Source organism: Clostridia bacterium (assembly GCA_034926675.1).
Lineage (GTDB): Bacteria > Bacillota > DTU025 > DTU025 > DTU025 > JAYFQW01.
Genome location: JAYFQW010000084.1, coordinates 1 through 13,228, shown reverse-complemented (window position 1 = coordinate 13,228; position 13,228 = coordinate 1). Strand labels below are relative to the sequence as shown.

General features: G+C 59.2%; 8 protein-coding genes. 3 read left to right on the top strand and 5 right to left on the bottom strand.

The genetic code is table 11. The features are described from left to right. Window positions 1-208 precede the first annotated feature (208 nt). Window positions 209-451 carry a hypothetical protein gene (locus tag VB144_15335; GenBank protein ID MEA4884999.1) on the top strand — a complete coding sequence of 81 codons (243 nt, stop codon included), beginning with the start codon at window positions 209-211 and terminating at the stop codon, window positions 449-451. Here the strand turns inward: VB144_15335 and VB144_15330 are convergent. The 5 genes from VB144_15330 to VB144_15310 form a co-directional block, all read right to left on the bottom strand. Next, a complete protein-coding gene (locus VB144_15330; GenBank protein ID MEA4884998.1) occupies window positions 423-1,016 on the bottom strand; it encodes a glycerol-3-phosphate responsive antiterminator in 594 nt (197 codons plus the stop codon). The genes VB144_15335 and VB144_15330 overlap by 29 nt on opposite strands. Before the next feature lie 18 nt (window positions 1,017-1,034). Next, window positions 1,035-1,631, bottom strand: coding sequence for a TetR/AcrR family transcriptional regulator (locus tag VB144_15325; protein MEA4884997.1), 597 nt, complete (start codon window positions 1,629-1,631; stop codon window positions 1,035-1,037). A gap of 272 nt (window positions 1,632-1,903) precedes the next feature. Further along, window positions 1,904-3,250 (bottom strand): DUF1302 family protein, encoded by a 1,347-nt coding sequence (locus VB144_15320; protein MEA4884996.1) that lies wholly within the window; start codon window positions 3,248-3,250, stop codon window positions 1,904-1,906. Between the two features lie 4 nt (window positions 3,251-3,254). Beyond that, window positions 3,255-4,055, bottom strand: coding sequence for an outer membrane lipoprotein-sorting protein (locus tag VB144_15315; GenBank protein MEA4884995.1), 801 nt, complete (start codon window positions 4,053-4,055; stop codon window positions 3,255-3,257). 17 nt (window positions 4,056-4,072) lie between these two features. Next, entirely contained in the window at window positions 4,073-6,415 is a 2,343-nt protein-coding gene (locus VB144_15310; GenBank protein MEA4884994.1) for an MMPL family transporter, read from the bottom strand. Window positions 6,416-6,912: 497 nt separating this feature from the next. On the opposite strand from VB144_15310, the gene VB144_15305 reads away from it, so the two are divergent. Then, complete coding sequence (locus tag VB144_15305) at window positions 6,913-8,220, top strand: hypothetical protein (protein MEA4884993.1); 1,308 nt, start codon at window positions 6,913-6,915, stop codon at window positions 8,218-8,220. Between the two features lie 16 nt (window positions 8,221-8,236). Beyond that, a partial coding sequence (locus tag VB144_15300; protein ID MEA4884992.1) for a hypothetical protein occupies window positions 8,237-13,228 on the top strand: 4,992 nt, incomplete at its 3' end.

Below are 13,228 nucleotides of genomic sequence, written 5' to 3'. Positions count from 1 at the left end.
CCATATACGATTTTGTGGTCGCCCGAACAGATGAACAGACCTTCGCTTGCATTCCAGAGGGCACGTTTGTCCGAGCTTACGCCGATGTCCCACATGCGTCTGTGTCCCATATTCGGCACCCTGACGGCACAGGGTTGAAGGTTTTTTCAGCCGATTAGCAGGCCTGCAAGACGAGTGCAAGCACCCGGACAGGCGCCTGCATGCGCTGATGAAGCGGTCTCTCGACATTACCCATGACGATTTCCGCGCTCCGATCGAGCTCGGGCTGGACGCAGTCAAGTTCGACGTCCCCGTCGCGATGAGCGCCGAGAGCATGAAGTCCATTGGGAACATTGCAGGGGCCGAGAATGTGGCCACCGACGACTACTCCCGGCTGAGATCGTCTTGCGGGAAGATGATATACGACCTTGCCAGTTGGGCCATCAGGCTGATGGCTCAGACTCCTCCGTAGCCCTCAACATGCCCCATAGACGCTGCTCGCTAACTGACACTGCCACTGCACCTGCCGCAAGGGCAGCGCGCACTTCTTCGGCGGTCTTCACCATTCCCCCCGCCACAACCGGAACGGACACTTCCCGGGCGAACTCCGATATTACCCTGGGGATGATGCCTGGAAGGCATTCCACCGCGTCAGGGCCAGTGCTTCGCACTGCTTCAGCAGCTGTCCTGTACGACAGCGAATCGAGCATGAACACACGCTGAATGGTGAACAGCCCCTCTCGTTTGGCCGCCTGTATCAGATTGCTCCTGGTGGTTATCACGCCGTCTGGCCGGACTGACCTGGCGAGGAACTCGACCCCCGCCCTGTCGCGACCCAGGCCGTCGATGAGATCGAGGTGCACCAGGATCTCCTTTCCCGCTTCCCTGGCGGCCAAGACGCACCGGGGAAGAGAGTTAATGTCTCCCACCAGCAGGAACACGGCCGGAACGGTGGATGCCAACGCACGTCGCAGGTCCCTGAGGTCCCTGACCGCGGCTATGATCGGGGAACGTCGTACCCGTTCGAGAAGAGCCATAGATAGTTCAGCCTCCGATCACGCCCGCACTCCTCTGATGAACACCTGATACGCCTCATCAGCTACTTCCTCAGGCGGGACGTGGCTATCGCTCGCCATCCACTCGTAAGCAGTGGCGTGGGATAGTCCTTGAAGTGCGAAGGTCAGCCTCGTCGGGTTGAACATCGAATGGATGGCGCCAGAGTCAATCCCTTCCGAGATCACCGACTGGATCATGGCAGTAAGCGAGGCCGTGGCCTTCATCACGAGCGTTCCCACTTCCGGTGAGACGAGGCCCAGCTGGCCTGTGAGAAGGCCCATGAACTCGCGCTGTTGAGCATAGAACTGGAAATGGGCGCCGACAATGGCTCTGAGCTTCCCGGGAACATCCTGAACCCCGCTGATCGCGCTCTCGGTCAGGCCAGTCAGCTTGGCTATCCTGTCTTCCACCAGCTCGGACAGAAGCTCCTTCTTGCTCGCAAAATACAGGTAGATAGTCCCCTTGGCTACTCCCGCTGCATCTGCAACCTGATCCATGGTGGACGTATGGAAACCGTTTTCGGCGAACACATGCTCAGATGCATCGAGAATCTGCCGGCGCTTCTCCAGGGCGGAATCCGATGATGGTGTCTGCATTGTGAGATAACCTCCCAGCCAGGACCGGGTGATGTGGCCATGCTCCCGTCCATAGCGCGAGTGAGATACTCTGCACCTACGATTCTTCTACCCCGGTCCCGGATTCCCTCTATGTCCAGCACCAAGTGGGCAACTCCGAACCCGTCTCTCTGTTCGTGTTCTCAGTGTGCAAATGCATTTCACCGGACTTAAGACGCAACCATATGGGAAGGCCAGCGCAGCCTGGGTATGTCCGCGTCCGCGCCGGCCATGGACTGTATAGCCAATCCAGATCAGAAACCCGCTTTCACTCCAAACGCCAACCCTGGCACGGTCGATTTCAGCATGCCGATATCGCTTGTCGCGTCCCCAACGATCGTCATGGCAGCTACCGACGCTTCAACCGTACCGAGGAGTTTCACGACGTACCTGGGCGCAATCATCGCGCTCTTTCCGGTTATGTTGGCAAGACCTATGCACTCAAGCCTTCCTCGGTCGCCCAGAGGATACCGAGCAACTCCCAGTGCGTACAAGGCCCCCTTGGGCGCTTCGCCTGGTTTTGTGTACGGGTTGATGAGCGTTCCGGCGCTATCGTATATGAGCTGGCAGGATGTGAACAGGCCATTCCCGAATGTGTAGTCGGCCCCCGTCACCAGCTGCCAACATGGCTTGTTTGATGAAAGCGGGATGATCCCCGCGGTCTCAAGCTCTGCGAGTTTCGCAGGAAGATAGACCGCTCCCTCGAACCACACAGCCGCATCGCCGACGGTCCCAGCCGCCGCGAGGCCCAGCTGCCGCATTCTACGATAGGCAGCATGGGGCACAGGAGGATACTCTGGCGCCACGAACTGCAGCCAGGCAGCAGGCCGATCCTGCCACCCACTGAAATAGGAGGCGTACACATTCCATCCGCCCACCATCATCTCACCGCGGGCGGCGTACTCGAGCTGGTCGATGAAGTTCTCAGGGCCTCCGACTGGCTCAAGCGGCCCGAATTCGGCAGGCAACGCCGCGGGCACGAAATCCAGCACCATGACTCCTGTTACAGCCGCGCCGTTCGGGAAGTAGTACGACGCAGACACTGCAGGCACCGGCCTGCCCGGGACTCCGGAATCGGCCGCGGTCAGCATATCTCCCACACCGGTTAACCCCGACGGGTTAACTACGTTCGTGGGGTTGATCCCATCCGCAGTTCCCCAGCTCACAACCTGTCGTCCGGCGCGGATGTCCGTCGAACTGAGGTGAAGGTCGACGTAGGCTTCGCCAATGCTCAAACTGGCCTTATAATCCGGCGTCGTCGAGAAATCGGCCCCGGCGCCCAAGCGATACCCAATGGACATCTCCCCGGCGCCATCGCCCAGGCCCAGCCCAAGGCCAACTGGCCCGAACTCCCCTGACAGGCTCAGTCGAAGCCTGAGCCCGTTCGAATCGATCTTCCCATCCGCAGGCATGTAGTGGAACTGCGCTTCCACCGATCCAGTCAGATCGTGTTTAGCCTCGACCACTGCCTGTCCAGTCGAGTCCGCCGCACATGCCCGAGGCGCTGCGGCTCCCACAGCAACTATCAGGCACACAGCAAGTATGATCGCCGCGCCCATCGGGAATCCCGCCCCCGATCTGCTCGTTGCTCGCCTCTCCATCTCCCTACCCCTTTCGCAGGCGCCTGAGGCTGAACACATCGTCCGGCGCCCGTTTGTCGTCTGTCTCGAGGATCTTCACAGTCGTGGTGCTGCCTGCACCGGTGTCCTGGAGGATTATGGTCTTGGGCCACCACTCTCCATCCGCATTCTTCGACAGGTCCGCGAAGCTCATCACCTTCTGAGCCTTGGCGGACTTGCCCTGGAACTCGATCCGAAGCGGCAGAGCTGATTCCTGCCACACCCACATGGTTATCCCGGAGTAAGCTGCATCTTTCGCCTTCGGGGCCAGCTTAAGCACATAGCAGGCCTTCCCGTCTACAACCTGGTCCGGCATGCGCTCCGCTGAATACGCCTTCCACGTACTCTCGTTCGTGGAAATCTCCTCGAAGGTGAAATCGGTTCCCATGAACTTGCCCTGCACTGCACTGCCGGCAATGCGCCGCTCCCGCCCAAGCGACGGAAGGTAGAGCCACATCTGATCCTCAGCTCCAGGCTCCGCAATACTCAGGAACTTGGCGCCCTTCACGTCGGCCGGCGAGAGGAACTCCACCATCTGCTTTGATGTCCCATGTCCATCGTCGAACCTGTAGATCTCCACCCGGTTGCTTTTCCTCTGATTGCCCTTTTCCACCGTCATGTCGATCACTGCCCGCCCGTTGCCTGCGAACGACCCGCCGCCCTTCATCGAGTCGAGGATCTGCTGGGCCGTTGGACCAGCGGGAGCTGCCGCGGCGCCCACTGCCAGGCAGATGCCGACAAGTGCAGCAGCAAACGGGACCCGCCATCCATGGATGATTCTCAACATCAGGATCAACCTCCAAACTATGCATTACGGTCGCGTCCGGCGCCCGCACGCGCCCTTCCATCGCGCCTCACCGCGAGGAGTATCACGGGGAGTATCGAGAGCGCCCCTCCTGCAGATACCGCCATCGTGGCGGCTATTAGCATGCCGAACTGACGAAGCGGCGGGAACTTGGAGAACAGGAGCACTGCGAATCCTAGAGCCACTGCTCCGGCGTTCAGCACAACAGCCTGCCCTGTGTTGGATATCGTATCGCGTATCGCATCCTCCCCGGACAGCCCATTCGCAATACCCTGCCTGAACCTTGAGTACACGTGAACCGAGTAGTCGATGCCGATCCCCACCGCAATGGAGCTGACCAAAGCGGTGACCACGTTCACCGGCACGTGAGCCCACCCCATCAGCCCGAAGTTCGAAAGGATAGTGATGACTATGGGGACTAGGCACACGATGGAGTCAAGCGACCGCCCGAAGCTGAAGTAGACTATCAGGGCAACGCCCAAAGCCGCTATGATCAGGCTTTCGATCTGACTCCGCATTATCTGCTCGCCCATTCCCTGTTCAAGGAAGGGAAGCCCAGTCACGCTCACGGCGGTGATAGTGGGAAGGGACGAGAAGCTCCTGCGCACTATTTCACGTGCCTGCTCAAGGGTTTTCCCCCGTTTTGCCGAGTTGACTGCGGAATCCGCCATCACCTGTATTCTCGCCTGCGTGTTATCCAGGCTTATCATCTGATCCAGCCCCACATCGCCGGAGAGTGACGCCACAAGCAGGTACTGAGCAGCCTCTTCCCTGGTAGCGGGCACTCTCTCCCAAGCCGGATCATCGTCGTGCATCGCGCGCGAGACCTGCTTCGCCACGTCCACTACGGAGAAAGCGGTTCCGTATCCCTCGGTGGCCTCGAAGTCCCTCTGGGCGCTATCCATTGCGGAAAGCGTCGCTGGGTCGAGTATATCCCCCTCAAGCATTATCTGAACAGTGTCGACGCCGCCGAACTCCGAACGAATCAGATCGAAATCCCGGCGAGTGTCGCTCTCCTCTGCGAAGAAACTGGCGAAACTGGTGTCCACGCTCAGCCGCGTGAGGCCTGCGAGCGAGAAGGCAATCAGCACCACGGCTACGACGATCACAACCACGCGTCTGGCGAGCACAAAGCCTGCGATTGCCCTGAACCACCGATACGCTCGTGAGTGCACGGGGTCATAAGGCCGCGCATCACTGTGGCGAGAACGGCCCGCGCCTGCCCCTGAGGACGCGGCCTTGGATACGGTCGTGGACCCAAATGTGATGAGCATCGCCGGAACGAACGTCAGAGCTATGGCCAGCGCGCACCCAACTCCGAACGCGGCAAGCAGGCCGAACTCGCGAATCCGCACTATGCTGCTGAAGGCGTTTGCGCCGAAGCCGGCCACTGTAGTAATGCCGGCGAGTATAACAGGAACACCGACGGTCTCCACCGTGCGCACCACAGCATCTGGCCTTGTGAGGCCATTCCGGCTCTCCTCGTAGTACCTTGCCATGATGTGTATCCCATATGCGCTTCCAGTCGACAGAAGCACCACCGGGAGAACCGCTGTGATCTGCGTGAGCGGAACATGCACGAACCCCATTAGGCCCAAGGTCCATACAGTGCCTGCAAGCACTGTAAGCAGGGGAAGCACCACCCCGTCGACCCGTCTGAAGCTCGCGATCAGGGTCAGCAGGATGACTATTCCTGAGATCGGAAACAGCCGCGTCATGTCGGATTTGAGGTAGTCATCTGATGCAACAGTTAGTACAGGCGCTCCGGCGTATCGCGCCTTCAGCCCTGGCGCCATCTCCCGAGTCGTCTGCAGCACGGCCTTGGCTATGCGTCCGCTTTCAACCCCTCTGGCCAGCTGGACCAGGGTGAGGATGTACTCTCCATTGCCGGATGCCATGACCGACGAGATCTGCTTGTTGGAGGTCAGTCGAGCGCGAAATGCATCCGCCTCTGCCTGAGTATTGAGCGGCGCCTCAAGTATGCGGACTGCCTCAATTCCGAACTCAGTCTCACGCATTTCGACCATGTTCGTGATAGACCGCACCGAGTTCACTCCGTCGAGTTCCGCTAGAGCGACTGTGAGATCGTCCAAAGCACGAACTCCATCCACCGTAAATACAAGGGACGACGGCATCGCTATCATCACGTAATCCGATCCTCCGAATGCCTCGTCGACGCGCTCCAAGGCCTGAACCGTCGGATCCGACTTCGGGAAGAACTCGCGTTGCCCAGAGCTGACACGAATCCGCGTCGCTCCGTAGATGAAGACTAGTGTCAATGCCACGGTAAGCGCGATAGTCAGTATCGGGTGCTTCCTAATGGTCCGTGCCAGCCAATCCATGTACGTCTACTCCTTCTCGACCTTGTGACTGACCAGTCAGTCATGGATCATGATACGCCTCCCCCCGCGGAAAGTCAACATGCGATCTGCCGTCCTTCCGTCACTCTCACCTATACTCGACATTTCCGCGTGCTAGAGCTATCAAGAAGCTGATGCCCACCACAATCATCAGCACGCTAATGGGCCCCGACAGTGGGAGCAACGTGCCGCGCCCTCCGGCATACCTCTTCTGCCATATCAATTTGCTGATTCAACAAGCGCAGCCAATGCAAACTCGAATTTGGTCGAACGACTATGAGGTATCTTGCGGCAACTTCGAATCTGGCCGCCTTGAGTCTCAAGCATCTGTGCCCGGTCCGCGGCCCGTTCTTGCGGCGCTGCTGGCGTTCTTCTGTGCGGTTTGCGCCTTCCCTCCTTTGATCTATGCATCCAGCCCGGCCTCGGAATCTCATTCACCCCTCGTTTCAATTAACGCGGTATGTGAGGACGCCAAATCGGTGATCTCTAGGCTCGCGTCGTCAGCCGGCGTGGACATCGTGATCGACGACGCTATCAGCGCCAAGGTTACTGTTTGCCTTTCCGACGTCCCATTCGAACGCGCGCTAGATACGATAGCTAGGGCAGCCGCAGCCCAGGCAACGGTCGAAGGAGACCTGTACATCGTCATGAGCGCCCGTGGCTACTACGCCGCGCCTGCCGCCGCTCCAGAACAGACTACAATGCAGGTCTTCGATGTGTCCGCCTGGGAGTTTCAATCAATCATCCCGCTGATAGAAGCGATGGGGAGGGATATCGAGGTGGAACCCTTCCGCGAGCTGAAGGCGGTAGTGGTCCGCGGCCCCTCGAGTCAGGTGAACGCGGTTAGGGCGACGCTCGACGGGTACTTGAGGAACCCATCGCAGAGCCGAGCGCAGAACCAGGCGTTCAGGTTGGTCCGACTTTCATACGCGGATGCGGCCGAGACTGCGATGTCGTTGCAGGGCCAGTTCCCACTGGCCAGGCTGACGACTGTGAGGACCTCGAACGCAATCGCCGTGAGCGCGCCTGCAGAGGATGCAGATCTGATTGTAGACGCTGTCAGAGACCTGGATCGTGTTCCTGCTTTGCTCTCGTTCGACGTCGAGATCGTAGAGGTGTCCTCCGACGACATAGGCTCCGTGGGCATCGACTGGCAGGGCGGTCAAGGCCAGCCGGTGTTCACTCTCTCGTTCAAAGAGACGGACCTGCCTTCGGGCGCCACGCCCCCGGACTTAGGGGACGTGTTCAAGGCGAGGCCATGGCTCAGGACTTCCCTGCAAATTGTAACACATGTGAGAATGCTCGAGAGTTCAGGCAAAGCGAAAGTCCTCGCAAGGCCGAGCATCACGACGCTTGAGAACAGAACCGCAAGGATAGTGACCGGAGACCGGTACACGATTGTGATCACCCAAGACAGCGGCGGAAGCGTGTGGCAGCAGCTGCAGTACATCGATTCAGGCGTTCAGCTAGAGATTACGCCCAGACTTGATTCTGATGGAGGCATCGTTGTCTCCCTAAACCCTCGAATAAGCGCGGTGACCGGGTTTTCCCGTGAGGGCTATCCTGTGATGAGCACACGAGAGGTGCAGACCACAGTGAGGCTCCGGGACGGAGAGACGCTTGTGATTGGGGGACTAATACGGGACGAATCCAGCGGAACGCGCTCGAAGCTCCCCATACTGTCAGCGATTCCCCTGATCGGTCCGCTATTCGGTTCGGAAAACAGGCAGGGCAAGCTAACCGAAATCGTAATCCTCCTGACCCCCAGAATAGTGAGCCAGAATTAGAAAGGGAGTGGTTAGCATGCTAAGAAGGCGAAACACGAAGCTTATGGTTTCCCTAGCCATAGCGTCGTCTCTCATTCTGTGGGGCTTTGCAGTCTGCTGCAGCGCAGCGGCCCCTCCCCTAGGCGCCTCGGACGCCGTCTGGATAAGGTACATGAAAACCGATTACGGGCTGGACGAAAAGGAGGTACAACCCCTCCGAACGTCAGGGATGGGATGGCCCGACATAGCTTCCTACCTTGAGTCGCTGTACCCCCACGCGCCCATAACCATTGGAACGGATGATTTTGCTGAACTTGCCCACGGAAGCGGCATAACCCCTCTGGAGGCAATAGAGGCATACAAGCTTGGGGTTCGCAGCCACATAGACCCCGCCTGGCTCTCTAGCATCTACAGGGAGGCGGGCAGCTGGGACCGGATCGCGACTGCTCTGGCCCACAGGGATCAGGCGAACAAGCTCGTGTCCGAGGGAAACACGAAAGCTTCGTCGCGCCAGGCACAGACGGCGGTCGGCCAGACCCTAGCGAGCGTGTATGGGTTGCCCTCCTACGCCCTGGACCGGGCGTTTGGCATCGCCGGAGATGAGGAAACTCTGATCAACGCGATGTTCGTACTTGAGATAGCATCTGATGACGATCCGGCGGCGGAGATGACTGATCTAGAGCAACTCATACCAGTCCTAAAGCGGTCTGCGGCCGATCTTCAACCTCTCTCTGAACCATGGACGCTGCGCAAGTTCCCGGTAGAACTCCTGCCCCTCGTTCCTCCGTCAAGTCTGCAGGCCAGGACGTTGGCAAGGCCGGCAACGGTTGCAACCTCTGCTTTCCCTCGGTACGGCGATGTCGGCGCCACAGCGTCGGGCTCAACATCGTCCATAATCGATCCCAGCGTACTTTACGGAACGAGCAGAGTATCTCCTTTCAAGGCGTATTTCGACGGCTTTGTGGAGACGGTCGACCCCTCGTCTGGTGCGCTGACAGTCCGTCACACGGATTTCACGCTTCCCGGGCGGGGAGGCCTCGACTTCAGCCTGACTCGGGTATACAACAGTGGGCTTGCAGGCTTCGATCTTCCTCGAGTGCACGCCAAGTACGTCGAAACAGAGGATGATTGCCACGTAACGAAGGTATGGGGAGAGAAGATCCCCAACACCTACTTCGACAGGCGTTTCGGCCTCGGAGTGGGATGGCGCTTTGCATTTCCTACGATAGAGTTCACTGATGGACAGAAATTCCTCCACATGGACGACGGCGGAGTCTACAAGATAGGCGGGGGATATTACGACGATGTAGGCTACTACCTGGTCGATTACGATGTGCAGGACATGACGTTCAGCGCTGACAAATCCTATGTCAGCTCCCTTGACGGCGCCAAATCGGAGTACAGGCTCAGGCGCAAGGATGGAGTCAAGTGGCTGTTCGGCTCCGATGGAAGGCTTCTGTGCACCAGAGATCGTTTCGGCAACGAGATCAAGTTCCAATGTGAGGTTCCGTCGGGCGGGCTTGCCCGAATCGTTAGGGCAGTCGACACCGTGGGCCGTCAGATTCTCTTTTCGTACGAGGTCAACCGGGTCGTCGTAACCGTGAACCCCGGCGATGCGTCTCAGGTATTGACATGGACTTATGCACTGGAGACTGCCGACGCGAACCACAGCGGCAGAAAGAAGCTCGTTACGGCGACGCCCCCTGCCGGAAGGCCGACATCGTACGGCTATTCTGTGCGGGGGACCACGTTTACTCCGTACGTAGACGGGATGACCGGGAGCCCCATGGGATTCGACTACATCAGCCTAACGAGCATATGCCATCAGGGCAACACATGTTCCTCTGCGGCGACGATGTTCCAGTACGCAGAGGCTCATAGGGACTTGACGAACGATGATCCATCCCGAAACGACCCATCAGACCTGGGATACTTCCGGGTCACGAGACGCTGGGACGAAGTGCCCACCACCGTTGTGGACGGGGCGGGGTTGTTGACCCACCCGATTGAACAGAACGGCGAAGTCGAGTTCACATACCAACCATGGGATACGTCGAGCGCAAGCTATGGATGCACCCGAACGCCCAAAAGGCACGGCGCTGAAGCAGGCGTTGCGCCGGCGTCGGAGTCGTGGCGGTTCGACAAGAAACACAGACCCGCTTCGCATAGCGCCACGGGGATCCAGAGCGGTTCTGATCGCAATCAGACTGAAGTAGTTACGACCGCGTACAGCTACGTGGGGGACGACGGGAAGCTGCCAATGCGGGACGTCAAGACTATCAAGGTGGGGATCTCGCCTTCTCGTCAAGAGACCACCAAGTACACGTGGGACGGTCGCGGCAACCTCGTCACGACGATCGACCCGGCAGGAAGAAAAACCGAAAGCTGGTACGACGATAAGTACGCCCTGCTGACTATGCGCGCCGAGGAGACGACCGCTCCCGACGGATCTAGGGCTGCGAGAGTCCTCGAAAACAAGCTCGACTCGGACAAAAAGGCGGTCGAAGAACAGTGGACATACATGGCGCAGCCTTCCACGGGCGGCGCGACTACATATACAGCGGACATTGTAAGTTCGGAAATACCGGAGCGCAGCTTCTGGATATGGTCGCCGGCGGGGGCCGCAACAAGCGTGACTCTCAGAATCGGATGGTCTGTCAAGCTGCTTTTCGATGTGGCGAAGTACCAAATATACTACAGAGAACTGGGCACTAGCGCCTGGACCTACTACGGCGGCAAGTCGCACTGGGGTTTGCCGCAAACAAGCTCGGATACATGGAACATAACCCTGTCGTCGACGCCGAAGCGGTACGACGTCAAGGTGGCAGTGGTTTACTCGCCCATCTGGACGGTGTCGGCTTCTGCGATAGGTCCGGGGCCGGCATGGGCGCCCAAGAACGCGGCTGAGATATCCAAACAAGCGCTGCAGTACGACCAGACCTACAAGTCCCTTCCGATTCGCAGTTCAATCCTGAGCTTCGGGAGCTCAGGAGAAGAGTCCGTAACAACCTATCGGTACGACGATGCCTGGCGTCTATTCCCGACCTTCATTGACACGCCCGTTCGCAACGCGAACGGGGCGCAGAGCGTGGTTAGGACGGAGGCAAGGTACGACGGGTATGGAAGGGTGATCGAGTATAACAAGTACACCGTGGGCGACTCATCGGCCGGTGCGTCGCACAGCTGCTTTACGTACGATGTGATCGGTCGGCTTCTGACTGCGGAAAGGCCCGCGCAGAGCCAAACCGGCGGCTATGTGCGGCCAACGTACAGCCGCGTCTACGACGATCAGAATTTCATCATTGCTATCAGCGATGAGCTTGGTCACAAGACGAGGGAGACCTATGACGGCCTGGGGCGGTTTGTGCTTGCGGAGCAAGAGGAAACCTCTGGTTCATGGAGGCAGGTTGCCCACGTCCGGTACGACTCATTGGGACGCACAGCTCGCGAATACGACGCTTTCAGCATAGCCCACGAGACCAAATACGAGTACGACGCGTTTGGGCGGAGGATAAGGACCTACTACCCCAGGGAAGCGAACGTAAGCGAGTATGACCGAGCGTTCTCCGAATCATGGAACGTCAGCGCCGGGCCTCTTCCACCTTCGTTATGCCTGCCCGCGTTTCCATTGGGGACTGGATACGCAGCGGGGTACGCAAGCGCCGTCAGGTGGGAGAAGGAGAGCGCGACTAGGAAGGCGTCGGAGCCTGAGCATCCGGCCTACCGGGGGTACGACATATCAGGCAGGCTGATCTGGAGCGCGGCTCAGACAGGGCCGGGGCCGAACGATTGGGCCGTGTCGTGTTACGAGTACGACGCGCTGGATAGGCCAGTGGCCAGCTGGGTGTATACTCAAGGGAATGCTTGGGACAAGACGTCGTACGAATACGGGCTGCATCTTGACGCGCCGACCGCGATGACTCTGCCCGGAGATGGAAGCCCCGAGCCCAAACACGAATACAGGTACGACAGCCGGGGTCTCAAGATCGCCGAGGATCCGGGCAAGCCGTACGCGATCTCGTTTGTCTACGATGAGTTTGGCCGCATGAAGACCGCGGTCTACAGCGATCCCGCCGCCCCGATGAGTTCCAGGCTCTTCTATGACCACGACGGCCGCATAACACGGGGTGAGCTCTACAAAAGCGGGACGCTTCAGAACAGGACGGCCGCCGCGTACAACCTGCGCGGGTGGCTCACAAGCGAGACCTGGACCATCGACGGCGCGTCGTACTCCCTTGGCTATGCCTACGACAACGCCGGCAACCGCATCCGGATGACCTACCCCAGTGGCGCGACCTTCGACTTCGAGTACGACAACCGCAACCGGTTGGTCAGGATCCCCGGCTACTTCGGGCCTGAAGGGCAGCCCGCTCAGAAGGGATTCGCATACGACGCCAACGGGTTTCTCACGGGCGCGACGGCGGTGAACGGGGTGAACAGCGCCTACGCGGCCGACGCCCAGGGCAGGCTGAAATCCATAACCGTCGCAAAGCAGCAGCCTTTCGAGAACATGCTGCAGCTCGCCTACTCATACGCGTCTCAAGGGAACATATCCTCCATATCCGGAGCTAACGGGGGCTCGCCGTTCGAGCTTAACTACGGATACGACTGGATCAGCAGGCTGACTTTCGCCCAGGTTCCGAAGCCCGCCGGGATAGCCACTGTCGCTTACCAGTACGATGGGGCAGGCAACAGAAAAGCCGAGATCTGGTCCGATTCCGGGACCGTGCAATACCAGTACTTGCCCGGCAACTACCTGTGGACCAGGGGAGCGGCAACCTACGCCTGGGGGCCATATGGGCAGTTGATCTCCAAGACCGACGGGGCGGCGACGATCAACTACGAGTACAGCGCCCAGCGCCTGATGAACGCGGCGAAGGTGAGCGGAGCGACTGCGGCGAATTACCAGTACGACGCGCTCGGCCGGAGAGTGAAGGCGGTCGAGGGCGAAACGACAATCGTAACCTTGCACTCCGGAAACGACATAGTGTACGAGGTTCGGAAGGCCCGCCGGCAGGAGCAGGCGCAG

Coding starts and splice junctions, on each gene's coding strand:
- VB144_15335 (MEA4884999.1), top strand. CDS start 209: ATGAAGCGGTCTCTCGACATTACCCATGACGATTTCCGCGCTCCGATC.
- VB144_15330 (MEA4884998.1), bottom strand. CDS start 1,016: ATGGCTCTTCTCGAACGGGTACGACGTTCCCCGATCATAGCCGCGGTC.
- VB144_15325 (MEA4884997.1), bottom strand. CDS start 1,631: ATGCAGACACCATCATCGGATTCCGCCCTGGAGAAGCGCCGGCAGATT.
- VB144_15320 (MEA4884996.1), bottom strand. CDS start 3,250: ATGGAGAGGCGAGCAACGAGCAGATCGGGGGCGGGATTCCCGATGGGC.
- VB144_15315 (MEA4884995.1), bottom strand. CDS start 4,055: ATGTTGAGAATCATCCATGGATGGCGGGTCCCGTTTGCTGCTGCACTT.
- VB144_15310 (MEA4884994.1), bottom strand. CDS start 6,415: ATGGATTGGCTGGCACGGACCATTAGGAAGCACCCGATACTGACTATC.